This is a genomic window from Agromyces sp. NPDC060279 (assembly GCF_042726785.1).
In the GTDB taxonomy this organism is placed as follows: domain Bacteria; phylum Actinomycetota; class Actinomycetes; order Actinomycetales; family Microbacteriaceae; genus Agromyces.
This window is the reverse complement of sequence record NZ_JBHXBK010000001.1, coordinates 15723-39951: the sequence shown is the minus strand read 5'-3', so window position 1 is coordinate 39951 and position 24229 is coordinate 15723. Positions and strand designations below refer to the sequence as shown.

At 71.9% G+C, this 24229-nt stretch carries 25 protein-coding genes and 1 tRNA gene; 19 read left to right on the top strand and 7 right to left on the bottom strand.

The window, feature by feature from the left end:
- Position 1: 1 nt before the first annotated feature.
- Positions 2–286 carry a DUF4031 domain-containing protein gene (locus tag ACFWE1_RS00215; RefSeq protein WP_376931584.1) on the bottom strand — a complete coding sequence of 95 codons (285 nt, stop codon included), beginning with the start codon at positions 284–286 and terminating at the stop codon, positions 2–4.
- Positions 287–530: 244 nt separating this feature from the next.
- Between ACFWE1_RS00215 and rplU the strand changes: the two genes are divergently transcribed.
- From rplU to ACFWE1_RS00165, 10 genes are all read left to right on the top strand, one after another.
- A complete protein-coding gene (rplU, locus tag ACFWE1_RS00210) occupies positions 531–839 on the top strand; it encodes a 50S ribosomal protein L21 (protein WP_189084975.1) in 309 nt (102 codons plus the stop codon).
- A gap of 27 nt (positions 840–866) precedes the next feature.
- Positions 867–1124 (top strand): 50S ribosomal protein L27, encoded by a 258-nt coding sequence (gene rpmA / locus ACFWE1_RS00205; protein WP_189084976.1) that lies wholly within the window; start codon positions 867–869, stop codon positions 1122–1124.
- 83 nt (positions 1125–1207) lie between these two features.
- Positions 1208–2716 (top strand): GTPase ObgE, encoded by a 1509-nt coding sequence (gene obgE / locus ACFWE1_RS00200; RefSeq protein ID WP_376931583.1) that lies wholly within the window; start codon positions 1208–1210, stop codon positions 2714–2716.
- Positions 2713–3531, top strand: a complete 819-nt coding sequence (gene proB / locus ACFWE1_RS00195; RefSeq protein ID WP_376931582.1) for a glutamate 5-kinase — start codon at positions 2713–2715, stop codon at positions 3529–3531. The genes obgE and proB overlap by 4 nt, the downstream gene beginning before the upstream one ends.
- A 9-nt stretch (positions 3532–3540) precedes the next feature.
- Entirely contained in the window at positions 3541–4803 is a 1263-nt protein-coding gene (locus ACFWE1_RS00190; RefSeq protein ID WP_376931581.1) for a glutamate-5-semialdehyde dehydrogenase, read from the top strand.
- A gap of 82 nt (positions 4804–4885) precedes the next feature.
- Entirely contained in the window at positions 4886–5092 is a 207-nt protein-coding gene (locus ACFWE1_RS00185; RefSeq protein WP_376931580.1) for a hypothetical protein, read from the top strand.
- A gap of 10 nt (positions 5093–5102) precedes the next feature.
- Entirely contained in the window at positions 5103–5699 is a 597-nt protein-coding gene (nadD, locus tag ACFWE1_RS00180) for a nicotinate-nucleotide adenylyltransferase (protein ID WP_189084981.1), read from the top strand.
- Complete coding sequence (locus tag ACFWE1_RS00175) at positions 5696–6688, top strand: hypothetical protein (protein ID WP_376931579.1); 993 nt, start codon at positions 5696–5698, stop codon at positions 6686–6688. Before nadD ends, ACFWE1_RS00175 begins: the two co-directional genes overlap by 4 nt.
- A 46-nt stretch (positions 6689–6734) precedes the next feature.
- Positions 6735–7130, top strand: coding sequence for a ribosome silencing factor (rsfS, locus tag ACFWE1_RS00170; protein ID WP_376931578.1), 396 nt, complete (start codon positions 6735–6737; stop codon positions 7128–7130).
- Positions 7131–7220: 90 nt separating this feature from the next.
- Positions 7221–7296: transfer RNA gene (locus ACFWE1_RS00165), tRNA-Ala, on the top strand.
- A 128-nt stretch (positions 7297–7424) separates the two neighbouring features.
- On the opposite strand, the gene ACFWE1_RS00160 is transcribed toward ACFWE1_RS00165, so the two are convergent.
- The 3 genes from ACFWE1_RS00160 to ACFWE1_RS00150 form a co-directional block, all read right to left on the bottom strand.
- A complete protein-coding gene (locus tag ACFWE1_RS00160; RefSeq protein ID WP_376931577.1) occupies positions 7425–9431 on the bottom strand; it encodes a cell wall-binding repeat-containing protein in 2007 nt (668 codons plus the stop codon).
- Between the two features lie 126 nt (positions 9432–9557).
- Positions 9558–11381 (bottom strand): cell wall-binding repeat-containing protein, encoded by a 1824-nt coding sequence (locus ACFWE1_RS00155; RefSeq protein WP_376931576.1) that lies wholly within the window; start codon positions 11379–11381, stop codon positions 9558–9560.
- Between the two features lie 117 nt (positions 11382–11498).
- Positions 11499–12317 carry a tryptophan-rich sensory protein gene (locus tag ACFWE1_RS00150; RefSeq protein WP_376931575.1) on the bottom strand — a complete coding sequence of 273 codons (819 nt, stop codon included), beginning with the start codon at positions 12315–12317 and terminating at the stop codon, positions 11499–11501.
- Between the two features lie 179 nt (positions 12318–12496).
- Between ACFWE1_RS00150 and ACFWE1_RS00145 the strand changes: the two genes are divergently transcribed.
- Positions 12497–13012 carry a tetratricopeptide repeat protein gene (locus tag ACFWE1_RS00145; RefSeq protein ID WP_376931574.1) on the top strand — a complete coding sequence of 172 codons (516 nt, stop codon included), beginning with the start codon at positions 12497–12499 and terminating at the stop codon, positions 13010–13012.
- A 12-nt stretch (positions 13013–13024) separates the two neighbouring features.
- Here the strand turns inward: ACFWE1_RS00145 and ACFWE1_RS00140 are convergent, their stop codons facing one another.
- A complete protein-coding gene (locus ACFWE1_RS00140) occupies positions 13025–14002 on the bottom strand; it encodes an Lrp/AsnC ligand binding domain-containing protein (protein WP_376931573.1) in 978 nt (325 codons plus the stop codon).
- Positions 14003–14157: 155 nt separating this feature from the next.
- On the opposite strand from ACFWE1_RS00140, the gene ACFWE1_RS00135 reads away from it, so the two are divergent.
- The 7 genes from ACFWE1_RS00135 to ACFWE1_RS00105 are packed head-to-tail and all read left to right on the top strand — an operon-like array spanning position 14158 to position 21873.
- Positions 14158–15171 (top strand): ABC transporter substrate-binding protein, encoded by a 1014-nt coding sequence (locus ACFWE1_RS00135; protein WP_376931572.1) that lies wholly within the window; start codon positions 14158–14160, stop codon positions 15169–15171.
- A gap of 23 nt (positions 15172–15194) precedes the next feature.
- Positions 15195–15995 carry an ABC transporter permease gene (locus ACFWE1_RS00130; protein WP_376931571.1) on the top strand — a complete coding sequence of 267 codons (801 nt, stop codon included), beginning with the start codon at positions 15195–15197 and terminating at the stop codon, positions 15993–15995.
- 5 nt (positions 15996–16000) lie between these two features.
- A complete protein-coding gene (locus tag ACFWE1_RS00125; RefSeq protein ID WP_376931570.1) occupies positions 16001–16846 on the top strand; it encodes an ABC transporter permease in 846 nt (281 codons plus the stop codon).
- Positions 16847–16883: 37 nt separating this feature from the next.
- Positions 16884–17696: an ABC transporter ATP-binding protein gene (locus ACFWE1_RS00120; RefSeq protein ID WP_376931569.1), complete on the top strand. Its 813-nt coding sequence runs from the start codon at positions 16884–16886 to the stop codon at positions 17694–17696.
- A gap of 3 nt (positions 17697–17699) precedes the next feature.
- Complete coding sequence (locus tag ACFWE1_RS00115; RefSeq protein WP_376931568.1) at positions 17700–19145, top strand: amidase family protein; 1446 nt, start codon at positions 17700–17702, stop codon at positions 19143–19145.
- Positions 19142–20332: a CaiB/BaiF CoA transferase family protein gene (locus ACFWE1_RS00110; protein WP_376931567.1), complete on the top strand. Its 1191-nt coding sequence runs from the start codon at positions 19142–19144 to the stop codon at positions 20330–20332. Before ACFWE1_RS00115 ends, ACFWE1_RS00110 begins: the two co-directional genes overlap by 4 nt.
- Positions 20329–21873 carry a carboxyl transferase domain-containing protein gene (locus ACFWE1_RS00105; RefSeq protein WP_376931566.1) on the top strand — a complete coding sequence of 515 codons (1545 nt, stop codon included), beginning with the start codon at positions 20329–20331 and terminating at the stop codon, positions 21871–21873. Before ACFWE1_RS00110 ends, ACFWE1_RS00105 begins: the two co-directional genes overlap by 4 nt.
- 36 nt (positions 21874–21909) lie before the next feature.
- On the opposite strand, the gene ACFWE1_RS00100 is transcribed toward ACFWE1_RS00105, so the two are convergent.
- A complete protein-coding gene (locus ACFWE1_RS00100; RefSeq protein ID WP_376931565.1) occupies positions 21910–22233 on the bottom strand; it encodes a metal-sensitive transcriptional regulator in 324 nt (107 codons plus the stop codon).
- Positions 22230–23882, bottom strand: a complete 1653-nt coding sequence (locus ACFWE1_RS00095; protein WP_376931564.1) for an FAD-dependent oxidoreductase — start codon at positions 23880–23882, stop codon at positions 22230–22232. Before ACFWE1_RS00095 ends, ACFWE1_RS00100 begins: the two co-directional genes overlap by 4 nt.
- A gap of 99 nt (positions 23883–23981) precedes the next feature.
- Here ACFWE1_RS00095 and ACFWE1_RS00090 point away from each other — a divergent pair, with 99 nt between their 5' ends.
- Positions 23982–24152: a hypothetical protein gene (locus ACFWE1_RS00090; RefSeq protein WP_376931563.1), complete on the top strand. Its 171-nt coding sequence runs from the start codon at positions 23982–23984 to the stop codon at positions 24150–24152.
- The last annotated feature ends 77 nt before the right edge of the window (positions 24153–24229 follow it).

The window sequence follows — 24229 nt, the reverse complement described above, 5'->3', positions numbered from 1 at the left end:
GTCACGCCGAGGCGCGGCGCTCCCGGCGCTCCCTCGGCGTGACCCGCAGTCCGCTCGCCCGCAATCGCCGCACGAGTTCGCGCGGCTCCACGGGCACCGCTCCGGCGGCGACGAGCTCCTCGTAGCGTTCGACCGGCACGTCGTAGTGGTCGAGGTCGAAGCTCCGCGGGGGCAGGCCCGTCCGGTCCGCGAAGGCCTGCAGCTCGGCGATGGAGGCGTCGCTCACGAGGTGCGCCCACACCGTGCCGTGCTTCGGCCAGAGCGGCGTGTCGATGAGGACGGTCATGCGGCCGATCCTATGCCAGCGGGGGTGCGCGGCATCCGCTCGGACCGGCGGGACGCGCCGGGGCCGCCTGTTTGCGAGGCTCTCCGGCATCCGGTAAACTCGACCGTTGGTGCCGCCGCTTATCCCGGTGCGCCCGACAGTTTTCTGGCAGTCATCACCCTTCTTTTCCCACTGGGGCGACCGCGCAGTGACATCCCATGAGACAGACGGAGCCCCCGAGGCTCCCCGGAGTTAGGTACGAGTAGTGGTTTACGCAGTAGTGCGCGCCGGCGGTCGGCAGGAGAAGGTCGAAGTCGGCACCATCGTGACGATGGACCGCGTCAAGGCGGGCGAGGACGGCAAGGTCCAGCTCGTCCCGGTCCTCCTCGTCGACGGCGACAAGATCACCTCCGACGCCAAGTCGCTCGCGAAGGTCACGGTCACCGCCGAGGTCCTCGAGGACCTGCGCGGCCCGAAGATCGTGATCCAGAAGTTCAAGAACAAGACCGGCTACAAGAAGCGCCAGGGCCACCGTCAGGAGCTCACGCGCGTCAAGGTCACCGGCATCAAGTAACGACCAGGCTCGCAAGGAGAGACTGACATGGCACACAAAAAGGGAGCGAGCTCCACTCGCAACGGTCGTGACTCGAACGCCCAGCGCCTCGGCGTGAAGCGCTTCGGCGGTCAGGTCGTGAAGGCCGGCGAGATCATCGTCCGCCAGCGCGGCACCCACTTCCACCCCGGCGCGAACGTCGGCCGTGGCGGCGACGACACCCTGTTCGCCCTCGAGGCGGGTGCGGTCGAGTTCGGCGCGAAGGGCGGCCGCAAGGTCGTCAACATCGTGGCGGTCGGCGAATAGTCGAGCGATCGGTTTCGTGAGGGCGGGCTTCGGCTCGCCCTCACGTGTTTTCCGAGCGAAGCTCGGAGAGAGGATGACGCGGCATGGTCAGCTTCGTCGATGAGGTGCGCCTGTTCGTGCGCGCCGGCCACGGCGGCAACGGCTGCGTCTCCGTCCGTCGGGAGAAGTTCAAGCCCCTCGCGGGCCCCGACGGCGGCAACGGCGGCGACGGCGGCGACATCGTGCTGGTCGCCGACCCGCAGGTCACGACCCTGCTCACGTACCACGGACGCCCGCACCGCACCTCGCCGAACGGGCAGCCCGGCATGGGCGACAACCGTTCGGGCGTGACGGGCGAGGACGTCATCCTGCCGGTCCCCGTCGGCACCGTCGTCAAGGACGCGTCGGGCGAGGAGCTCGCCGACCTCGCCGAGCCCGGCATGCGCTTCGTCGCGGCCCAGGGCGGCCAGGGCGGCCTCGGCAACGCCTCGCTCGCGACGACGAAGCGCAAGGCGCCCGGCTTCGCGCTGCTCGGCACGCCCGGCTTCGAGGGCGAGATCATCCTCGAGCTGAAGACGATCGCCGACGTGGCGCTCGTGGGCTACCCCTCCGCCGGCAAGTCGAGCCTCATCGCCGCGATGTCCGCCGCGCGCCCGAAGATCGCGGACTACCCGTTCACGACGCTGCACCCGAACCTCGGCGTCGTCGAGGCCGGCGACCACCGCTTCACCGTCGCCGACGTGCCCGGCCTCATCGAGGGTGCGAGCGAGGGCAAGGGCCTCGGGCTCGAGTTCCTCCGTCACGTCGAGCGTTGCTCGGCGCTGCTGCACGTGCTCGACTGCGCCACGCTCGAGCCGGGTCGCGACCCGATCAGCGACCTCGACGTCATCCTCGCCGAGCTCGCCGCCTACCCGGTGCCCGAGGGGCAGGTGCCGCTGCTCGAGCGGCCGCAGCTCATCGCGCTGAACAAGGTCGACGTGCCGGAGGCGAAGGAACTCGCGGAGTTCGTGAAGCCCGAGCTCGAGGCGCGCGGCTACCGGGTCTTCGAGATCTCGACCGTGAGCCACGAGGGGCTGCGCGCCCTCGGCTTCGCGCTCGGCGCGGTCGTCGACGAGGAGCGCGCCCGCCAGGCCGAGAAGCCGGCGCCCGAGCGCATCGTCCTGCGACCGAAGGCCGTGAACGCGCCCGAGTTCGTGGTCCGGCCCGAGGGCGGCAGCTACGGCACCATCTACCGGGTGCTCGGCACGAAGCCGGAGCGCTGGGTGCAGCAGACCGATTTCGCGAACGACGAAGCCGTCGGCTACCTCGCCGACCGGCTCGCCCGCCTCGGCGTGGAGGACGAGCTCGTCCGCGCCGGAGCCACCGCCGGCTCGACCGTGGTCATCGGTCCCGGCGCGGGCATCGTCTTCGACTGGGAGCCGACGCTCACCTCGACCGCCGAGCTGATCACCTCGCCGCGCGGCACCGATACGCGATTCGACGACAACCGGCGTGCGACCCGCGCGGAGCGCCGCAGCGACTACCACGACCGCATGGACGCGAAGGCCGAGGCGCGCGCCGAGCTCGAGCGCGAGCGGGAGGCGGGCATCTGGTCCGACGAGGAGCAGGGATGACGCCCATGGAGCGGGCGGACGTGCCCGCCGCGACGCGCATCGTCGTGAAGGTCGGCTCCTCCTCGATCAGCGGCGAGAACGCCGGGCAGATCGCCCCGCTCGTCGACGCGCTCGCGGCCGCCCACGGTCGAGGCGCCGAGGTCGTGCTGGTCTCCTCGGGTGCGATCGCGACCGGGATGCCGTACCTGAAGCTCGACGCACGGCCCGACGACCTCGCCACGCAGCAGGCCGCGGCCTCCGTGGGGCAGAACCTGCTCGTCTTCCGCTACCAGCAGTCGCTCGACCGGTTCGGCATCATCGCGGGGCAGGTGCTGCTCACCGCGGGCGACCTCGAGAACGCAACGCACCGCTCGAACGCCCAGCGCGCCATGGAGCGCCTGCTCGGCCTGCGCATCCTGCCGATCGTGAACGAAAACGACACCGTCGCGACGCACGAGATCCGCTTCGGCGACAACGATCGGCTCGCGGCCCTCGTCGCCCAGCTCATCGGCGCGGAGCTCCTCGTCCTGCTCTCCGATGTGGACGCACTCTACACGAAGCCCCCGCACCTGCCGGGCGCCGAGCGCATCGCCCGGGTGCCGTTCGGCGACCCGCTCGCCGGCATCGAGATCGGCTCCGTCGGTCGTGCCGGCGTCGGCACCGGCGGCGCCGAGACCAAGGTCTCCGCCGCGCGCATCGCCGCGGAGGCCGGCACCTCGGTGCTCATCACCGCGACGTCGCTCGTCGACCAGGCGCTTGCAGGCTCCGACGTCGGCACCTGGTTCGAGCCGGCGCCGGCCCGTCACACGGCCGACGAGGGGGCCGCCCTCGCCTAGGCTTGGGGCATGTCCGATCTCGATCTCCAGGTGCTCGACCGTCGTTTCGCCGCGGCGAAGGAGGCCTCGCGCGCCCTCGGCCGTGCCACCACCAGCACGAAGGACGGGGCGCTCGAGCAGGTCTCGCGCCTCCTCCGTGAGCGGGCCGACGAGATCGTGGCGGCGAACGCGGGCGACCTCGAGGCCGGCCGCGAGCAGGGGCTCTCGACCGGTCTCCTCGATCGGCTGACGCTCGACGAGCGGCGTATCGGCGCCATCGCCGACGCGGTGCTCGAGGTCATCGGGCTCGACGATCCGGTGGGGGAGTCCGTGAGCGGACGCTCCCTGCCGAACGGCGTGCGCATCGACCAGGTCCGGGTACCGCTCGGTGTGGTGGGCGCGATCTACGAGGCCCGCCCCAACGTGACGATCGACATCGCGGTGCTCGCGCTGAAGAGCGGCAACGCCGTCGTGCTCCGCGGCGGCAGCGCCGCGGAGCGCACGAACGGCGTGCTCGTGCAGCTGCTCCGCGACGCCCTCGACGCCGCCGGGCTGCCGGGCGACGCGGTGCAGACCGTCGACGACTTCGGCCGCGCGGGCGCCACCCACCTCATGCAGGCGCGCGACTTCGTCGACGTGCTCATCCCGCGGGGCAGCGCAGGGCTCATCCGCGCCGTCGTCGAGCAGGCGAAGGTGCCCGTCATCGAGACCGGGGCCGGCGTCGTGCACATGTACCTCGACGAGAGCGCCCGCGAGGACTGGTCGGTCGAGCTCGTGCACAACGCGAAGGTGCAGCGCCCGAGCGTCTGCAACGCCCTCGAGACGCTGCTCGTGCACCGCGCCGCCGCCGAGCGGCTGCTGCCGCCCGTGCTCGCGAGGCTCGAGGCGGCCGGGGTCACGGTCCACGCCGACGAGTCGGTGCGCGCGCTGCGCCCGGACCTCGCGCCGGTCACCGAGGAGGACTGGGCGACGGAGCACATGAGCCTCGAGCTCTCGGTCGGGATCGTCGACTCGCTCGACGACGCGCTGGCCCACATCCGGCGCTACTCGACGAAGCACACCGAGTCGATCGTGACGAACGACCTCGCGAATGCCGAGCGCTTCCTCGACGAGGTCGACGCGGCGGCCGTCATGGTCAACGCGTCCACCCGCTTCACGGACGGCGCCGAATTCGGCTTCGGCGCGGAGGTCGGCATCTCGACGCAGAAGCTGCATGCTCGCGGCCCGATGGGGCTCCCGCAGCTGACGAGTACGAAATGGCTGGTCCGGGGCGCGGGGCACGTGCGCGGCTGATCCGTCGAACCGTCTCCGTACTCGGTAGACTGGCCGGAGCGTTCCGCGCGAATCCCGTGCGGGCTACGAAAGGAATCCACGAATGAGCCTGATGGCCGTTGTTTTCGCCGAGACGGTGCACGCGCGGGAGCTCCCCGTCGAGACCTACGTGTACGGGCTCATCGCGCTCATCGTCTTCTTCGCCCTCGGCATCGTGACCTACTCGTACCGCGACGTCGCCAACCGGCACCGCGCGAAGGCCGAGGCGTATGCGAAGCGCCACGGCGGGAGCGAGCACGGCGGCCACTGAGGGTCCCCGAATGAGCGGTGATCGCCGCCCCAGAGTGGGGGTCATGGGCGGAACCTTCGACCCGATCCACCACGGTCACCTGGTGGCGGCGAGCGAGGTCGCCCAGTCGTTCGACCTCGACGAGGTCGTGTTCGTCCCGACCGGGGAGCCGACCTACAAGACCGTCGTCACGCCGGCCGAGCACCGCTACCTCATGACGGTCGTCGCGACCGCCTCGAATCCGCGGTTCACTGTGAGCCGGGTGGACCTCGACCGCGGCAAGCCGACGTACACGATCGACACGCTGCGCGACATCCGGGCGCAACGCCCGGATGCCGATCTCTTCTTCATCTCGGGAGCCGACGCGATCGCGCAGATCCTCTCGTGGAAGGACGTCTCGGAGCTCTGGGAGCTCGCCCACTTCGTGGCCGTCACCCGCCCCGGGCACGTGTTGTCCGTGACCGGTCTGCCGGAGCAGGACGTAAGCTTGTTGGAGGTCCCGGCACTGTCGATCTCCTCGACCGACTGCCGTGACCGCGTGAACCGGGGATTCCCGGTGTGGTATCTGGTGCCCGACGGGGTCGTGCAGTACATCTCGAAGCACCATCTGTATCGGAGTGTCGAATGACGTCGCAGGAACCGCCGCTGACCCGGCGCGAGGCGCGCGAGCGCGAGCGACGGCTGCAGGAGCAGGCCGCCGGTGGCGTCGAACGCGCCGCCGACGCCGAGACCGCCGCGCCCGCTGCCCGCGGCGCGGACGCTCCCGAGGCTGCGCCGCAGGCACGTCCCGTCCCGGCCGCCGCGCCGCCGAAAGCGGCCGCCCCGGCTCCGCCCCAGCGCGTGGTGCAGACGGCGCCGAGCGCGTTCGCGCCGCCGCCGAAGCGGGATGCCGCGTCAGGGGCAGCTCCGTCCGCCCCGCGGCCCGTGGGCGGCCAGGGCGCGGCACGCAACGCCCCGGAACGCACCCTGACCCGCCGTGAGCTGCGGGCCATGCTCGACACCCACCAGCTCGACGAGGTCGACGACGCCGAAGCGGTCGACGACCCGGCACCCGCGCGCCCCACGGCCGACGAGGTGCGCACGCCGGTGCCGGCTGCACCGCACGACGACGCCCCGGCGGAGCCGGCGGCGAACACCGGCCACTGGAGCCTCCAGATGGCCGCGGACGACGACGAGGCGACGGCGGAGCCGTTCGATCAGCTGCTCAGCCGAGGCGGGGTGTCCCGCGGCGTGCCGACCACGACGAACGCGCTCATCCTCCCCTCGCTGCCCGACGGCGCGACGATCATGCCGCCCGCGGCGGCGGGGGACGACGTGATCGTCACCGGCTCGATCGATCTGCCCCGCAGTTTCGGCGCGACCGGCGTGCATCCGAGCCAGGTCGACTCCGCTGACATCGACCGGCTGCTCGACCACGTCGAGGACGCCGCGACCGCAGGCGTCGCACCGGTCTCGGCCACGAAGGCCATCAGCACCCAGACGACGTCGAAGCAGATGATGGCGCCGCCGAAGAAGGACGGCGCCAACGTGCCGCTCATCCTCGCCATCACCGCCGGCGTCCTCGCCCTCGGCGTCGTCGCCACCCTCGTCATCGGCGCGGTGTTCCGCCTGTTCTGAGGCCCCCTATGACCATCCTTCCCTCCACCGCTTCGAAAGCGAGCGCATGACCGCTTCTCAGCACGCCCACGACCTCCTCGCCGTCGCCGTCCGCGCGGCGGACGCCAAGGGCGGTGAGGACTTCGTCGCGCTCGACGTGTCGGAGCAGTCGCCGTTCACCGACGTCTTCCTCCTCGTCACCGGCTCCTCGGAGCGCAACGTGGTGGCCATCTCGGAGGGCATCGAAGATGCGATGCTCGAGGCCGGTTCGCGCACGCTCCGCCGTGAAGGCCGCGACGGCGGCCGGTGGGTGCTCATCGACTTCGGCGACCTCGTCGTGCACGTGTTCCACGGTGAGGAGCGCATGTACTACGGGCTCGAGCGGCTCTGGCTCGACTGCCCGGCCATCCCGGTGGCCGATCTCGTGCCGCACGCCCCGGGCACCACGGCGACGGGGGAGTGAGGCCCGCTCGGATTCGCGAGCACGCCGAACGTGGTGTAATCTGAATCTGTTGCCGCGAGAGCGGGAACGAAGCGGGGCGAAAGCCCCACTGGGTCTGTGGCGCAGCTGGTAGCGCACCTGCATGGCATGCAGGGGGTCAGGGGTTCGAGTCCCCTCAGATCCACCAAGAACCCCCGGACTTCTTCGGAAGTCCGGGGGTTTTCTCGTGCACGGCTTGTCCGAACCAGGCCCCGAAGCCGCACCGCCGTCGCGGCTCGTGGCGATCGGCAGCGGCCTGCTCTGGTACCCCGCGGGCTATCCGGACAGTGAGCGAAGCCGCGCCGCCACCTTTGCCGACACCGCACCCGGCCCGCCGAGGATCACGATCCGATCCGGACGGAGCTGCCGCAATGCCTCCGCGACCTTCGGCGGGAGCCGATCGCGTTCCGTCAGCAGCACGGGCCCGCTTCCGATGCCCGCCACTGGTCCGCCCGCGAGCGCGTCCGGGAAGTCCGTCCCGTTCGCGACGTAGGCGACGGAGACGCCGTAGTCGAACCAGTCGGAGAGCATCGCGGATGTCGCGTAGCGATCGGGTCCGGAATGCACGATCGTGTCGCCCGCAACGAGCGCATCGAGCTGTGCGTGCGCACGTGGTCCGACGACCCCACCGCCGATGATGTGCACGACCTCCGGCCTCAATCGCTTCAGCTCCGCGACGACCGCCGCCGGCAGCGAGTCGTTCCCGGGCGCGAGCAGGATCGGCGCATCGCCGAGCGCGGCCTGCGGGGCTGCGGAGAGCGCGTCGGGGAACTTCGATCCGCTGGTGAGGTACGCGACCGGGACCCCGGGGGCGAAGCGTGTCCGCGACAGTGCTGCCGCGGTCTCGTAGCGGTCGGCACCGCCGATCCGCGTGACCGAGCCGGTCGTGAGTCGCGCAAGTGCGCGCTCGACGGCCGGCTCGATAGCGCCACCGCCGCCGAGGATGACGATGCGCTTCGGCTGGAGCCGGCGAAGCTCGTCTGCCACAGCGGGCGGCAAGCGGTCCGATGGGGACAGCAGGATCGGTCCGCCCGTCGCGGCCGCGACCGGCGCGGCGGCGAGCGCGTCCGGGAAACTGGTGCCGGACGCGAGGTACGCGACCGGTGCACCGGGCGCGAACTGTGATGCCGAGACCGCGACCGCGGTCGCGTATCGATCCACGCCCTGGAGGCGGGAGACCTCGCCCCACGGGTGCGACTTCGATTCGTAGGTGAGCGTCGCATCCTTCCGCGTGAGCGACGCGCGGGGAAGGATGCGGATCGCGTCGTACTGGCCCCACGGGCGGTCGCTCCACCACTCGTCGCGCAGTCCCGAACCGGCCGGGGCGTAGAAGAACAGCCTCCAGTTCCCGGGGGCGATCCCGCGCACCGTGTATCGGCCACTCTCGTCGGTCGTCGCCCCGGTCGTCGCCTCTTGCTCACGGACCCCGGTCGACGGGGTCTCCGCGCTTTGGAGATGAACCTCGGCGTTCGCGACGGGAGCGCCGTCCGGGCCCGAGAGCCGTCCCGAGACGGAGCCACCGCGGCTGAGCTGCGCATTGAGCTTCGTCAGCACCGCGCCCGCGGTGAGATCCAGATAGCGTGCCTGCGAGCGGTACGGCCGGTCGCCCCAGTACTCCGGGACGTACGGTTCGCCGTCGGCGCTGCTGCCCCGGAACTCGATGGTCCAACGTCCCGGGGGCACGCCGCGGATCGTGAAGGAGCCATCGGATTCGGAGGTCACGGTGTTGGGTGCGCTGATCCCGTCCGCCGAGAGGAGTTGGGTCATGCTGGAGCCGAGCACCGCCGAAGCGTCGAGAGACACGCGGCCCGACACCGTGGCACCGAGCCCGAGGACGGCGTTCATGCCGGTTCGGCGCTGGCCGGAACCGAGGTCGAAGTAGCTCGGCTTCTCATACCCTCCACCCCAGTAGACCGGCACGTAGTCGGCGTACTCGGCTTCGCGCTGGCCGCGCTCGAAATGCAGTGAGTACGTGCCCGGTGCGAGCGCGTTGAAGCGGTAGCTGCCGTCTGCGGCGACGGTGGCGTGCTGTAGGTACTGTCCAGATTTGTCCAGCACGCCGACCGAGCCGCCGTCGAGCGGACGACCGTCGCTGAGCGTCACGGTCCCAGAAACGGACCCGGCCAGGGCGACCGCGGCGTCGTTCGCGCGTGGCGAGGAGGGGGCGGCCGCGGCCGGGAACGCGGCCAACGTGAGTGCGCTCGCGATCAGCGCGACCGCGGCGAAGTTCAGCGGTGTTCGGCCGTTGGCCCCGTCACGGGACGGGAGCTCGGTGCGGGGCATTCACGGCCTCCGGATCTCGCGGCGAAATGGAATGGGCCGACCGGCGGTGCGACGTCCCGGAGTGCCTTCTCCGATTCCACCACATCCCGCGGTCCGGGGGAAGGCCGGGACGTGCGAGAGGGACCGCTAGCAGACCGTCCGCTTCGCGACGCGGTCGCTCAGTGCACCGGTTCCGCCGAGCAGCGTCAGCGACGTCGCGCCCACCCGGTCGAGGCTGTTCCGCACCGGAGTCGGCAGGCACTCGAGCCTGGAGAGGTAGAGCGGCGCCTTCGCCGAGCCGGCGGCCGCAGCGCCCGTCAGTGCGTCCGGGAACAGCGCTCCGGAGGCGAGGAAGGCGCGCTCCGCCGACGGGAAGGCCGCCTGGTTGAGTAGCACACTCGTGAGGTAGCGGTCGGCGCCGCCGTAGCGCTTCGTGGTGAACGATTTGGCGAGAGCCGTCTGGATCCCCGTCGAGACCACTCCGGTCCCGCCCGCGATCCGAACCTCGCGGACCTTCGCGCGATCGAGGGCCGCCTTGCTCGCCGAGTCGAGGGTGGTGGCTTTGCCGTCGACGAGCAGCACCGGCGCCTTCGTCGCTCCCGCCGCGGCGGCCGCGGAGAGCGCGTCGGGATAGTCCCGACCCGTCGCGAGGTAGGCGGCGGTGGCGGTCGGGAATGCTGCCGCCGCGATCTTCCGCGACGTCTCGTAGCGGTCGATCCCGCCGATCCGGGTCGTCGGCGCCAGCGCGTTGAGCGCGGTCGCCACCTTGGCACTCACCGCGCCGGTCGCACCCACGACGACGATCCGCGCGGGTGCGAGCCGTTTGATCTCGGCAGATGTCGCCGGGCTGAGCGCTCCCGGTGCAGTGAGCAGCAGAGGGCCGCCCTGCGCCGCGGCCGCCGGCGCCGCGCTCAGTGCGTCGGCGAAGGTAGCCCCGGACGCGACGTAGACGACGGGGATCCCAGCGGTGGGGTAAGAGGCCTTCGAGATCGCGACGGCCGTGGCGTAGCGGTCGGCGCCGGACAAGCGGGTGGTGGTCGGCGCGGCATCGATGCGCGGGTCGCCGAACCAATCGCGGTAGATCCGCCAGAAGTTCCGGTTCCCGTAGGCGGAGCAACCGTCCCCCGTGCCGTACATGTTCGCGAGTGCGGCCGCATTCGGCTGGTACGGCGTGTAGTAGTAGAGCGCCGCGGTCGCGGCATTCTGGATCGTGACGCTGCCGGTGCCGCAGCTCGCGTTCGGGTGCCAGGCGATCTGGTTCGCCTGGCCCACCTTCAACCAGGTGAACGAGCCCTCCGGGTTCCCGTACCAGGTGAGCTGGCGTGCTGCGGCGAAGACCTGGTTGAAGAAGCCGTAGTAGGTCGAATCGCACGACGCCGTGTCGGGGCAGCCGAAGCCCATCGCCTTCCGGAGGATCGCCTCGGTGGGGGCGGGGTCGGTCACCAGGGACTGCTCCTTCTGCAGGGTGGTGAGGATGACCTTCGCACTGATGCCGCACGCGCGCTGCACCTTGAAGATGATCCGGGCCGCGGACTCGCCTTTCGCGCCGGCGTAGCTCGTGCAGCTGCCCCAGCTCCAGGTCCGGTTCGGCGTGTCGATCTTGAGCTTCGCCAGGCAGAGCGAGTTCTCGCAGCTCCCGACCATCTCCTGCAGGAAGCCCTGGATCAGGGCCTCGGTCATGGCCGCTCCGTCTCGGAAGTTCCGGTCGGAGATCAGGTTGCCCGCCGTGAATCCGCTCGTGGCTGCCGTCGCACGAAGCTCGTCGGACTGTTGGGCCGCCGCCTCGGGCGGAACGTCGCCCGGGTTCGGGTCCTCGCTGCGCTCCGCCTGCTGTGCGACGTGCGCATCCTGCAGTTCGGTCTCCGTCGCCGTATCGTCGCCGGAAGGCGGAGCCGACGCCGCCATCGCCGGGTCGGCGCCCAGGCAGAGCACGGCGGTCAGGAATGCGGCGGCCAGTGCGGGCCTTCTCATGCGGTACCTCACGAAGCGAAAGTCTGAGCGCCGCCCGAATGGCCGACGTGCTCGACACTACTGGCCGTGCGGATGAATCGGGGGCATTCTCTCCGGATGTCGCGTCAACCTCGGCACTCAGCCGCGCGCGCGTCGCTCGGCGCGCACGCGCGCGAACGCGCTCGCCGCGATGATCACCGCCGCGGCAAGCAGGGCGACGAGGGCCGTGGTGTCGGACCGCGGCTCGTCGGTGGTCCTGGCGATCGCGACCCAGCAGATGCCCCAGCAGAGCGAGAGGGTCGGCGCGATGCGGCCGCCGCCCCACAGCGCCAGTGCGACGCCGACGGCGGCCGCCACCGCGAGGACCAGAGCCGCCCAGAGCTCGGGTGCCAGCCCGAAGCCGCGGAACCCCGCGGCGGTGAGCACGGCCGCGGCGTTCGCGGCGGTGGCGATGATCACCCAGCCGAGGTACAGCCCGATCGCGCCATCGGCGACGACCGCCTCGACCCGGTTCTTCGGGGCGCTGCGCCGCAGGAGCACGAAGAGCCGGCACAGCACGGCGAGCAGCAGGGCGATGACGGGCAGGCTCAGCCACAGCAGATCGAGCTGGACGGTGAAGATCCAGACGGCGTTGAGCAGGAGCGACGCCGTCACCCACCAGCCGAGCCGCCGCTGGCGCTCGTCGTGACGTTGGGCGGGCAGGGCCTGCCAGATCGCGTAGGCGAGCATGCCGACGTAGATCACGCTCCAGATCCGGAAGGCCCCGGTTCCCGGCGCGATGAGGGTGGAGTCGGCATCGAGATAGCCGCCCGCGGCCTCCTGGATCGGCGTACCGACGATCACGCCCGACCCGAGGAACGCCGCCACGATGGCGAGCACGGAGCTGACGAGCACGACCGCCTGCCTGGCGGCGTCGTGCCCCAGCTCGGCGGAGGCACGGGATGGCGTCGTGGTCATGTGCTGGGTCCTTTCACGTGACCGGCGGAATCGTTCCGGTCCGCCACTCTCGCACGCGAGGGGCCGACGCGTCGGGCGCTTGACACGGGGCCACCGCATCACCACCCCACGGGCGCGCCATAGGCTGGAGCGTGAGCCCGCCGGCCGGGCGACGCCACGGATGCCGCGAAGGAGACGACATGTCGAGCGAGCTCTCGCCCGAACTCGCGGAGGCGATCCGCGTCGGCTACGAACGCCGTGACCGGGCGGACATGGCCCCGACGATCGAGTACTTCTCGGGGCTCCTCGCCGCCCATCCCGATCATCCGGTGCTCGCCTACGAGCTGGCCGGCGCGTACGATACGGCGGGGCAGGAGACGGTCGCACGCGAGTACTACGAGCGGGCCCTTCAGCTGGGCCTCGAGGGGGACGCCCTGCGCCGCTGCCTCTGCCAGTACGGCAGCACCTTGCGCTGGCTCGGCGAGCTGGATGCGTCGCGGGCGGTGCTCGAGCGGGCGCGTTCCGAGTTCCCCGAGTCGGACGCGGTGCGGGTGTTCGCCGCGCTGACCCGGCTCGAGGCGGCGGACGCGGACGGCGCGGTCGCCGAGCTGCTGACCGTCATCACCGGCCACGCCGACGTCACCGATCTCGGGCGGTGGGCCACCGGGCTCGCCGGACTCGCCGAGTGGCTCGAGACCGGCCGACCGCTCGACTGACAGCGCCGCGGGCTACTCGTCCATCCGGACGCCACTGCGCTTCAACGCCTGCAGGATGATCGAGGTGTCCACCTCGGCGGCGTCGTCCGCCCAGTCGGCGCGCATCAGGAACGTCGTGAGCGCATCGTGGTCGACGCAGGCGATGTCGACGAAGAGCTGGTGGCGACCGGTCGTGAAGGCGAGGTAGCGCACCTCCGGCACCTGGGCGAGCCGCGCCGCGAGCGCCTCGGTGCGCCCCGGCAGCGTGCGGATGCGCAGGATCGCCTGCGTGGGGAAGCCGAGTGCCGCCGGCTCGACGACCGCACGGTCGAACAGCCGCCCGCTCGCCTGGAGCTGCATGAGTCGTCGCCTCGCCGAGCTCGGGGCGAGAGCGGTCACCCGGGCGAGCTCTTCGACGGTCGCCCGGCCGTTGGCGGCGAGCACCCGGGCGAACTCCTGCTCCTCGCGCCCGAGCGGCGCGAGCTCCACCGATCCGGTCAGGCGCTCGGCCTGCTCCTGATCGCGGAGCGCCGCGACCTGATCCGCATCGAGGATGCCGGGGTGCCACTGGTGCGTGCCCTTGTAGAGCCGCAGCACGGTGGAGGTCTCGGCGCGTTCGGCCCCCGGCATGGCCGGGATCTCGTCGAGCACGACCGTCGGCACCTGCGTGCGGTCGGTCATGAGCTCGAACACGCAGGCGGTGTGCCCGTTCGTGAGGTACGTGAAGACGGAGTTCGGTCGGGCCGCCGCCGCGGTCGCCGTCACGCGGTTCATCCCCGAGACGCAGTGGACGCTCGCGATCGTGCTGTCGAGAACGCCGCCCTTCGGCAGGAGGGTGAGCGCCGTCATCCGCACCTGCTTGGTGCGCAGCAACTCGACGCCGTGCGCGGCGACCGTGCGCTCCGGCACGTCGAGCACCTCGGCGATCCTGCTCCACGCCGCACGACCGTTGACCTGGAGTGCAGCGACGATCTTGCGATCCAGTGGACTGAGGAGTTCGGTGGCGCTCACGGCATCATCTTCTGCTGAATCCGCCGCAATCGCAAGAGCCATCGAGGAATGCATGCGAATCCTCCTATGCTGAACGCCAATTCAGCCGATTCCTCGCCCTGGTTGCTGCATCGAGGCGGCTGGCCACCCCACCCACCGACGTGAAGGTTGCATCAATGAAGATTCGCAGGATCGGGGTCGCGGCCGTCGCCGCGGCCGCGCTCGTCTCCCTCGCCGCCTGCTCCTCCGCCACCTCGGGCGCCTCGGGCTCGCAGGGCGGCGACGGCGAGCTGATCAAGGTCCGCGTGCAGTCGCAGAACTCGATCGCCGCCGAGCCGCTCTACCTCGGGATCGAACAGGGCTTCTTCGAGGACGAGGGGCTCGATGTCGAGGTCGTCGAGCTCCCAGACATCGCCGCCGCCACGGCCGCCCTCCAGGCGGGGCAGCTCGAGCTCGCCTTCGTCCCGACGATCTCCGCCTTGACGATGGCCCGCCAGAACGTGCCCATCACCATGGTCGCCGCCGCGGACGGGCTCAACCCCGCCGCAGCCGACGCACCGCTCGACGAACAGCGCAACTACACCTCGGCCGGCGTCTTCGCGAGCGCGGGCAGCGGCATCACCGATCTCACCGGGCTCGCGGGCGCCAAGATCGCGGTGCCGGAGCTCAAGGGACAGCCCGACGGCACGATCACCTCGGTGCTCCAGGAGGCCGGTGTGGCCACCGACCAGATCGAGTGGATCAATCTCGGCTTCGTGCCGGCCCTCGAAGCACTCCGCAGCGACCAGATCGACGCCGCGTTCCTCGTCAGCCCCTTCTCGCTCGAGGCGGAGGCCGCCGGGCTGCCCCGCATCATGAACCCGAGCGTCTCCTTCTTCCCGGGCGGCTCTGCATCGACGTCGTGGACGGCCGCGAAGACGTGGGCGGAGGGCAACCCCGACGTGGTCGAGCGCTTCCAGCGCGGCATGGCCACCTCCTCGGCCTGGGCGAACGAGCACCTCGACGAGGTCAAGCAGCACGTGATCGACCGGGCCGAGCTGAAGCTCACGCCGGCCGACATGCCGCAATCCTACTGGCCGCAGGCGATCGACCCCGAGCAGCTCCAGGAGGTCGACCAGAAGCTCGTCGACATCGGCTTCTTCGACGCGCCGCTCGACGTCACCACCATCCTGACCGCTCCCGCCGAGTGACCGAGGCGAGGAGGAGGACGCGCATGACCGCCATCGATCGCCGCACCGCCCGGGGACGGCGGCGCTCGCCGCTCCCGCTGCTGTACGGCGGGCTCGGCGTCGCCCTCCTCCTCACGGCCTGGCAGCTCGGCTCGGCGCAGCTCGGCTCGGAGGCCGCGCTCCCGTCGGTGCCGACGGTCGCCCTCGCCCTCGGCGGCCTGCTCGGGCAGCCGGCCTTCTGGGGCGGCCTGCTCACCACCGTGGGGATCGCGCTCCTCGGCTGGGCGATCGCCGCCGTCGTGGGCGTCGGGCTCGGCATCCTCGTCGGCACCTCGCCGGTCGCTCATGCCGCGACGCGGGTGCCGCTCGAGTTCCTCCGGCCGATCCCCGCGATCGTCATCCTGCCGCTCGCGATGCTCGCGCTCGGTCCCACCGCGGAGATGGGGGTGTTCCTCGTGGTCTTCGGCATCACGCTGCCGATCGCCGCGCAGACCGCCGCCGGGGTCGAGTCCGTCGACCCGGTCATGCGCAACACGGCCCGCTCCTTCGGGCTCGGCAGCGCCGAGATCCTCGCGCGGGTCGTGCTCCCCGGGGCGTCGCCGTTCATCGGGACGGCGATGCGCGTGGCCGCGCCGATCACCCTGATCATGACCGTCGTCGCGGGAATGCTCGGCGGCGCCCCCGGCCTCGGCAGCGCCCTCACCGTGGCCCAGAGCTCGGGCCGCAGCGACCTGATCTTCGCCTACGTCCTCGTGCTCGGCGTGCTCGGTCTGCTCGTGCAGGCCGCCGCCGCTGCGGCGGAGCGCCGCCTCCTGCACTGGCACAGCTCCTATCGGAAAGGCTGACCACGGTGACCATCGCCTCCGGTCCGACCACCAACACCACCGCGATCCGGGCCGCCGATCGCGCCAAGCAGGCACGGACCCGTCGACCGTTCCTCCTCGCGCTCGAGATCGGCGTCCCGCTCCTGCTGCTGGCCACCTGGTGGTTCGGCTCGCTCGACTCCACGAATCCGTTCTTTCCACCGCTGCGCGACATCCTGCTCGAGTTCCAGCGCCTGTGGGTGTTCGACAAGTTCGCGAGCGACGTGCTGCCGAGCGTGGGCAACTTCGTGGCGGCCTACCTCATCGCGTGCGCCGTCGGCGTGACGCTCGGCGTGCTGCTCGGACTCGTCAGGCCGCTGTTCTGGATCCTCGACCCGATCGTGCAGTTCGTGCGTTCGATCCCCGCCGTGGCGCTGCTGCCGATCTTCGTCGCCACGATGGGGTTCGGCAATGAAGTCCGCGTCTTCGCGATCGCCCTCGCGGCCCTGTTCCCGGTGCTCATCTCGACCATCGACGGCGTCCGATCCACGGAGCCGCTGCTGCTGGAGACCGCGCGGGTGTACCGGCTCAGCCGCTGGGAGCGCCTCAGCGCCGTGCTGCTGCCCGCCGCGTCGCCGCAGATCTTCGCCGGAGCGCTCGTCAGCCTCCAGGTCGCCTTCATCGTGATGATCACGAGCGAGATGATGGGCGCCGCCCGCGGCATCGGAGCGTTGACCCTGCTCGCCCAGAAGACCTTCGACGTGCGCGGGATGTGGGCCGGCATCCTCCTGCTCGGCATCCTCGGCTATCTCGCCAACCTGCTCTTCACCCTCGTTCGCCGGCGGGTCCTCGCCTGGTACCTCGGCGCGCAGCGCGCCGCCTCCGCCGACTGATCCCGCTCGCCCCGCCAATCTGATTCCGGAGCCGCACATGTCCCAACCCCAGCTCGTCGTCGAGCACCTCTCGAAGTCGTACACCGTCGGCGGCGCCGACGTCGACGTCATCGCCGACCTCACGTTCGACGTCTCCGCCGGTGAGATCGTCTCGATCGTCGGCCCGTCCGGCATCGGCAAGACGACCCTGCTGAAGTGCTTGACCGGCCTGCAGTCGATCACCTCCGGCTCGGCCCGGATCGACGGCACGCCGATCGACGGCCCGCCGAAGGCGATGGCCCTCGTCTTCCAGGAGTACACCCGATCGCTCATGCCGTGGCTCACGGTCGAGAAGAACGTGCGCCTGCCGCTCCGCCATCTGCGACTGCCCAAGGCCGAGGCGGCCGAACGGGTGCGCTCGGCGCTCGCCTCGGTCGGGCTCGACCACGCGATGGATCGGTACCCCTGGCAGCTCTCCGGCGGCATGCAGCAGCGCGTCGCCATCGCCCGGGCGCTCGCGTACCGGCCGGAGGTGCTCGTCATGGACGAGCCGTTCGCCTCGGTCGACGCCCAGACCCGCTTCGAGCTCGAAGACCTCTGCCTGCGGATCCGCGAGGAGTTCGGGATGACGATCCTGCTCGTCACTCACGACATCGACGAATCCGTGTACCTCTCCGACCGGGTGGTGGTGCTCGGCCATCGCCCGGCGATCGTGAGTCGCATTCTCGACATCCGCCTGCCCGCACCGCGCGACCAGCTGAGCACCCGCGCGCTGCCCGAGTTCGCCGAGCTGCGCACCGAGATCTTCGAGCTCATCCGCGCCGGTGCCGTCGTGACGGCCGGCGCACCCGCAGCCGGAACGGCGGTGTGATCGATGACCGGCAACGACGACCTCCGATGGACCAGCGCGATCGAGCTCACCGGGCTCATCCGGCGCGGCGAGCTGTCGGCGCGGGAAGCGATGACGGCGCACTGGCGTCGCATCGACGAGCTGAACCCCGCGATCAACGCCGTGATCTACGAGGACCGCGAGGCGGCGTGGGCGCAAGCGACGGCCGCGGACGCCCGCCAGGCCGCCGGCGACGAGCTCGGGCCGCTGCACGGGCTCCCGCTCACGAACAAGGACACGAACGAGACGGCGGGGATGCCGAACACCTGGGGTTCGCCGCTGCTCCAGCACGTGGTGCCCGAGACGGACAGCCTCATCGTCGCCCGCCTACGCGCGGCCGGGGCCATCCCGAGCGGCAAGAACAACGTGCCGGAGTTCGCGGCCGGCGCGCACACCTTCAACGAGGTCTTCGGCACGACCGGCAACCCGTACGACCCGAGCCGGAGCGCCGGCGGGTCGAGTGGCGGGGCGGCGGCGGCGATCGCCGCGGGCATCCAGCCCATCGGAGACGGCTCCGACATGGGCGGGTCGCTCCGCACGCCGGCCTCGTTCTGCAACGTGCTCGGACTGCGGCCCTCGCTCGGCCGGATCCCGTCTCCAGGGCCGAACTCCTGGATGTGGCTCGGCCGCTCGGGCCCGATGGCTCGCGAGGTCGCCGATCTCGCGCTCATGCTCACCACGGTGTCGGGGCCGGATCCGAGAGTGCCGAGCTCGATCCCGCAGTCCGCAGAGGCCTTCGCGCGTGAGCTCGAGCTCGACCGGGGCGTCACCGGCCTCCGGATCGGCTGGGCACCGGACGCGGGACTCGGGCTGCCCTTCGAGCCCGAGGTGGTCGAGGTGGCCGAGCGGGCGCTCGACGTGCTCGCCGACGCCGGGGCGATCGTCGAGCGCGCGGCGCCGGACCTCAGCGACGCGGACGCGGTCTTCCGGCAGACCAGGGCCTTCGACTTCGAGTCCGCGTGGGGCCCGCTCGTCCGGGCGAACCCCGATCGGGTGAAGCCCGAGATGCTGGAGAACGTCGCGGCGGGGGAGCACCAGACCGCCGCGGAGCTGCGCGCCCTCGCCGCCGCGCGCACGCGCCTCGAGGCGGCGACCCTCGCCTACTTCGACCGCTTCGACGTCTGGATCACCCCGACCGCGCAGGTGCTGCCCTTCCCGGTCGGACTGCGCTGGCCCACCGAGGTCGCGGGCGAGCCGATGCGCGACTATCTCGAGTGGATGCGCTCCGTCTGCGTGGTCTCCGCGATGAGCGGACCCGCGCTGTCCGTGCCGGCCGGGTTCTCGGCTGGCGGACTGCCGGTCGGCATCCAGCTCGTCGGGCCGCAGGGCGCCGACGCCCTGCTGCTCCGCGTCGCCCACGCGTACGAGCAGCGCACCCGGTGGGCCTGGACGCGGCCGACGCTCGGCACGGCGACGGAGGTGGCGCGGTGAACGGCGGACCGCTCGACGGCGTGCTCGTGGTCGACCTGAGCCGCGCCCTCGCCGGGCCGCACGCGGGCCAGGTGCTCGGCGACCTGGGCGCCCGGGTCATCAAGGTGGAGGCGCCGGGGTCCGGCGACGAGACCCGCTCCTGGGGCCCGCCCTTCGTCGCGGGCGACGACGGCGCGCAGCACTCGACGTACTTCCTCTCCTGCAACCGCAACAAGGAGTCTATCGCGCTCGATCTGAAGTCGGACGACGGCCGCGAGGTCGTGCGCCGGCTCCTCGCTCGCGCGGACGTCCTCGTCGAGAACTTCCGCACCGGGGTGATGGATCGATTGGGCCTCGGCTCGCGCGAACTCGCGGCGCTGAATCCCGGGCTCGTGCAGCTCTCGATCACCGGCTTCGGCCACGACGGCCCGGAGGGCGGGCGTGCGGGCTACGACCAGATCGTGCAGGGCGAGGCCGGGCTCATGTCGATCACCGGCAGTGCGCCCGACGACCCGCAACGCGTCGGCACCCCGATCGCGGACCTGCTCGGCGGCCTGCACGGCGTGGTCGGGGTGCTCGCCGCGCTGCACGAGCGAGCCCGCACCGGGCGCGGGCGCGTGGTGCGCACCTCGCTGCTCGCCTCGGTCGTCGGCGTGCACGCCTTCCAGGGCACGAGGGCGACCGTCGCCGGCGAGGTGCCGCAGGCGCAGGGCAACCACCATCCGTCCATCGCGCCGTACGGGTTGTTCCGCTGCCGCGACGGACAGGTGCAGATCTCGGTCGCGAACGATCGGCTGTGGCGGGCGTTCTGCGCGGCGTTCGAGCTCGACCCCGACACCGCGGGACTCGCCACTAACGCCGAGCGCGTGGCGAACCGGGCCGACACGCTCGCCTTCGTCGAGGCCGCGTTCGCGGAGCACCGCGGTGAGGAGCTCCTGGCCCGGCTCGCCGCAGCCGGCGTGCCGGCCGGGCGGGTCCGCGACCTCCGGGAGGTGTACGAGTGGGAGCAGCCGCGCTCCCAGGGCCTCGTCCTCGAGCTCGACCATGCGGCCCTCGGGCGCATCGAGGTGCCCGGTCCTGTGCTGCGCTTCTTCGACGTCGACGCGACGGCGGAGACGGAACGGTCCCGCGCCGCGCACACGGCGCCGCCGCTGCTCGACGAGCACGGGCCGGCGATCCGGGCCTGGCTCGAGGAGGCGTCCGCATGAGCGGCCGGCAGCGTCTCTCGGCGATGGAGCTGATCGAGCTCATCGCCGACACCGGCAGCTTCCGCTCCTGGGACGCGCCACCGGTCGAGCCGGAGCTCGGGGACCGCTACCGTGCCGAGCTCGGCGAGGCCGCCGCCCGGAGCGGGGTGGACGAGTCGATCGTCACGGGCGAGGCCCGGATCGACGGCCGACGGGTCGCCCTCATCGCCTGCGAGTTCCGCTTCCTGGCCGGCTCGATCGGGGTGGCGGCGGCCGAACGACTCGTGCAGGCGATGGAGCGCGCGACCGCGGAGCAGCTGCCCGTGCTCGCCTCGACCGCCTCGGGCGGCACCCGCATGCAGGAAGGCACCGTCGCCTTCGTCGCCATGGTGAAGATCGCCGCGGCGGTGGCGGCGCACCAGGCCGCGGGCCTGCCGTACTTCACGTACCTCCGGCATCCGTCGACGGGCGGCGCGCTCGCTTCCTTCGGCTCGCTCGGGCAGCTCGCCGTCGCCGAGCCCGGCGCGCTCGTCGGCTTCCTCGGGCCCCGCGTGTACGAGGCGCTGTACGGCGAGCCGTTCCCGTCCGGCGTGCAGTCCGCCGAGAATCTCGCCGCGCGCGGCATCATCGACGGGGTGCTGCCGCCCGGCGAGTTGCGCGAGGTGCTCGGCCGGACGCTCCGTCTGCTCGAACGCCCGAGTCATGCCGCGCTCGTGTCGCAGGCTGCGCAGGCGGGCGATGCGGCGGCGCATTCCGTCGGTTCGAGCGACGCCTGGGGGTCGATCACCCGCACGCGGGATCGGCGCCGCCCGGGGTTGCGCGAGCTGCTGAAGCACGCGGCGGCGGACGTCGTCCCGCTCTCCGGCACCGGGCAGGGCGAACGCGATCCCGGGCTGGCGCTCTGCCTCGCCCGCTTCGGCGAGGTGCCGGTCGTGGTCGTCGGCCAGGACCGGCGGGCGCAGCGCGCGCACGCGCCGCTCGGGCCCGGTGCGCTGCGCGCCGCGCGTCGAGCCATGCAACTCGCCGACGAGCTGCGGCTCCCGCTCGTCTCGGTCATCGACACGCCGGGCGCCGCGCTCTCCAGAACCGCGGAGGAGGGCGGCTTGGCGAGCGAGATCGCGCACTGCCTCGCCCAGCTCACCGTGCACCGCGGGCCGACCCTCTCGGTGATCTTCGGAGAGGGCACCGGCGGTGGCGCACTCGCGCTGCTGCCCGCGGATCGCACCCTCGCGGCGAAGCACGCGTGGCTGTCGCCGCTCCCGCCGGAGGGCGCCTCCGCGATCGTGCATCGCGACACCGGTCACGCGGCCGAGCTCGCGGAGCAGCAGGGGGTGGCGTCGGCGATGCTGCTCGCCAACCGGATCGTCGACCGGGTGATCGCCGAGCGTCCCGACGCCGCGCTCGAGCCGGCCGAATTCTGCCGCAGGATGGGCGACGCGATCGCCCAGGAGCTCGCGACGCTGCAGCTCATGAACCCGGAGCACCGGCGGGTGCGCCGTTCCCAGCGGTACCGCCGACTCGGCCATCTCGCCGACTTCCCCGGCGAGCGGACGCTCGCCTGAGGGCGGGCGCTCAGGGGCAGGTGCTCAGGCAGCCGATCACGCCAGCGAGAGGAACAGCTTCTCCACCTCGTCGAGCCCCAGCCGCTCGCCGCCCGCACGCCCTCGGGTGCCGTCGCCGGCCGTCTCCTCGTCGCTCAGGCACTCCTGCATCGCGTGCGAGATGATGAGGAACCCGGCGCGGTCGAGAGCGCCGACCACGGCGGAGAGCCGTTGCACGACCTCGCGGCAATCGGCCCCGGACTCGACCGCCTCGATCACGCCCGCGAGCTGCCCTTGCGCGCGCTTCAAGCGGTTGGCGACGACGCGGTCGGCGGGCGGTCGTTGCTCGGTCGCCGGTGTCAATCCGCTGCGGTTCGTCATCGTGCCTCCGTCGTCTCGGATGCGGCGTGCTCCGCCGCGCGTCCGGCTGACCAGGTGCGGTAGCCGCCGTCGAGGTTGCGCGCGTCCACCCCGTGCTGGACGAGCAGCCGCGCCGCCGTGTGACCGCGCTGGCCCACCTGGCAGTAGACCACGACCGGCCCGTCGGGCAGCTCGTCGAGCCGCTCGCGCAGCTCGTCGAGGGGGATGCCGAGGGCACCGGGGATCGCCCCGGCGGCGCGCTCGGCGTCGCTGCGGACATCGACCACGGCGGCCCCGCTCCGCTGGAGCGCCGGAAGCTCGTGCCACTGCACGGTCGTGGTGGTGCCGGTGCGCACGTTGTCGGCCACGTAGCCGAGCTGGTTGATCGGGTCCTTCGCCTGCCCGTACTGGGGCGCGTAGGCGAGTTCGAGCTGGGCGAGCCCCGAGGCGGTGATGCCGCCGGCCATCGCGACGGCGAGCACGTCGATCCGCTTGTCGACCCCGGCGCCGCCGACGGCCTGCGCGCCGAGGATGGCGTCGTCGGCGGGGTCGATCATGAGCTTCAGGGCCATCCGCTCGGCACCGGGGAAGTACCCCGCGTGCGACATGGGGTGCGTGTGCACGACCCGATAGGGCCGGCCGGCGCGCTGCAGGCGTCGCTCGGACCAGCCGAGGGACGCCGCCGTCAGACCGAAGACACGCACCACGGTGGTGCCGAGCGCGGGGGAGTTCTGCTCCGCCCGTCCGGCGATGACGTCGGCGGCGGTGCGGCCGTGCCGGTTCGCGAGCCCGGCCATGGCCACGAGTGCGTCCTCGCCGTCGAGCCCGATCTTCTCGACGCCGTCGCCGACCGCGTAGATGCGGGGATCGCTCGTGCGGTTCTGCGCGTCGACGGCGACGCCGCCGTTGGCGCCGAGCCGGAGCCCGGCGGCCCGGGCAAGCCCGGTGTTGGGGCTCGCCCCGCTCGCATTCACGATGAGGGTGGGCCGGAGCCGTGCACCGTCGCTCAGCCGCACCTCGCCCTGTTCGACGGAGCGGACCTCGGTCGAGGTGCGCAGCTCGACGCCATTGGCCCGCAGTTCATCCTCGACGAGCACCGCGAGCTCGGGGTCGAGGGCCGCGAGCACGTGCGGGCCGCGGTGCACGAGCGTGGTCGGCACGCCTCGGCGCACGAGGTTCTCGGTGGCCTCGATGCCGATGTACCCGCCGCCGACGACGAGCGCGGACCCGTCGCCGTCGCGGGGGAGGAGCGCATCGATCGCGTCGACGTCGTCGACCGTCCGAAGCGTGTGCACGGGGATCCCGGCAGCGTCGAGCGGGTGGGCGGAGGCGCCCAGGGCGAGCACGAGGACGTCGTAATCGAGTTCGACGAGGGCGCCCCTACGGTGATCCATGACCTCGACCCGACGCGCCTCGGGGTCGATCGCGAGCGCCTCGTGCTGCGTGCGGACGTCGAGCCGGAACCGCGCGCTGAGCGAGTCGGGGGTGTGCAGCAGCAGCTCGGCGCGGTCCTCGATTTCGCCGCCGACGTAGTAGGGCAGGCCGCAGTTGGCGTAGGAGACGTACCGGCCCTGCTCGAGCACGATGATCTCCGCCGATTCGTCGAGCCGCCTGAGCCTCGTCGCCGCCGACATGCCGCCCGCCACCCCGCCGATCACGATCACCCGCACGTCGCCACTCCTCTCGCGCGACGCCCGAGCGTCGCAGTTCCGTTGTGTAGAGTGTAGCGATACCCCAGGGGTATCCTGGACGAACGAGAGGATCTGCCCATGTGCTCACCCGTTGCCTGCCGGACGTGCGGGAAGACGACGTGGTCCGGTTGCGGCCAGCACGTCGCCGAGGTCAAGCGCCGGGTTCCCGCCGGGCAGTGGTGCGACGGCGCGCACGAGCAGGCGGAGCCGCGCGGCGGCTTCTTCGCGAAGCTCTTCGGCCGCAGTTAGCTCGGAGAACGAGCCGTGGGGGGGGGGGACAAAAGAAACAAGGCCACCAGGCGGGGCGGGTGGGGGGGGTCTTCTCG

Excerpts from the sequence above, each read along its gene's own strand:
- ACFWE1_RS00215 (WP_376931584.1), bottom strand. The coding sequence starts at position 286 with ATGACCGTCCTCATCGACACGCCGCTCTGGCCGAAGCACGGCACGGTG.
- rpmA (WP_189084976.1), top strand. The coding sequence starts at position 867 with ATGGCACACAAAAAGGGAGCGAGCTCCACTCGCAACGGTCGTGACTCG.
- obgE (WP_376931583.1), top strand. The coding sequence starts at position 1,208 with ATGGTCAGCTTCGTCGATGAGGTGCGCCTGTTCGTGCGCGCCGGCCAC.
- proB (WP_376931582.1), top strand. The coding sequence starts at position 2,713 with ATGACGCCCATGGAGCGGGCGGACGTGCCCGCCGCGACGCGCATCGTC.
- ACFWE1_RS00190 (WP_376931581.1), top strand. The coding sequence starts at position 3,541 with ATGTCCGATCTCGATCTCCAGGTGCTCGACCGTCGTTTCGCCGCGGCG.
- ACFWE1_RS00185 (WP_376931580.1), top strand. The coding sequence starts at position 4,886 with ATGAGCCTGATGGCCGTTGTTTTCGCCGAGACGGTGCACGCGCGGGAG.
- nadD (WP_189084981.1), top strand. The coding sequence starts at position 5,103 with ATGAGCGGTGATCGCCGCCCCAGAGTGGGGGTCATGGGCGGAACCTTC.
- ACFWE1_RS00175 (WP_376931579.1), top strand. The coding sequence starts at position 5,696 with ATGACGTCGCAGGAACCGCCGCTGACCCGGCGCGAGGCGCGCGAGCGC.
- rsfS (WP_376931578.1), top strand. The coding sequence starts at position 6,735 with ATGACCGCTTCTCAGCACGCCCACGACCTCCTCGCCGTCGCCGTCCGC.
- ACFWE1_RS00160 (WP_376931577.1), bottom strand. The coding sequence starts at position 9,431 with ATGCCCCGCACCGAGCTCCCGTCCCGTGACGGGGCCAACGGCCGAACA.
- ACFWE1_RS00155 (WP_376931576.1), bottom strand. The coding sequence starts at position 11,381 with ATGAGAAGGCCCGCACTGGCCGCCGCATTCCTGACCGCCGTGCTCTGC.
- ACFWE1_RS00150 (WP_376931575.1), bottom strand. The coding sequence starts at position 12,317 with ATGACCACGACGCCATCCCGTGCCTCCGCCGAGCTGGGGCACGACGCC.
- ACFWE1_RS00145 (WP_376931574.1), top strand. The coding sequence starts at position 12,497 with ATGTCGAGCGAGCTCTCGCCCGAACTCGCGGAGGCGATCCGCGTCGGC.
- ACFWE1_RS00135 (WP_376931572.1), top strand. The coding sequence starts at position 14,158 with ATGAAGATTCGCAGGATCGGGGTCGCGGCCGTCGCCGCGGCCGCGCTC.
- ACFWE1_RS00130 (WP_376931571.1), top strand. The coding sequence starts at position 15,195 with ATGACCGCCATCGATCGCCGCACCGCCCGGGGACGGCGGCGCTCGCCG.
- ACFWE1_RS00120 (WP_376931569.1), top strand. The coding sequence starts at position 16,884 with ATGTCCCAACCCCAGCTCGTCGTCGAGCACCTCTCGAAGTCGTACACC.
- ACFWE1_RS00115 (WP_376931568.1), top strand. The coding sequence starts at position 17,700 with ATGACCGGCAACGACGACCTCCGATGGACCAGCGCGATCGAGCTCACC.
- ACFWE1_RS00105 (WP_376931566.1), top strand. The coding sequence starts at position 20,329 with ATGAGCGGCCGGCAGCGTCTCTCGGCGATGGAGCTGATCGAGCTCATC.
- ACFWE1_RS00100 (WP_376931565.1), bottom strand. The coding sequence starts at position 22,233 with ATGACGAACCGCAGCGGATTGACACCGGCGACCGAGCAACGACCGCCC.
- ACFWE1_RS00090 (WP_376931563.1), top strand. The coding sequence starts at position 23,982 with ATGTGCTCACCCGTTGCCTGCCGGACGTGCGGGAAGACGACGTGGTCC.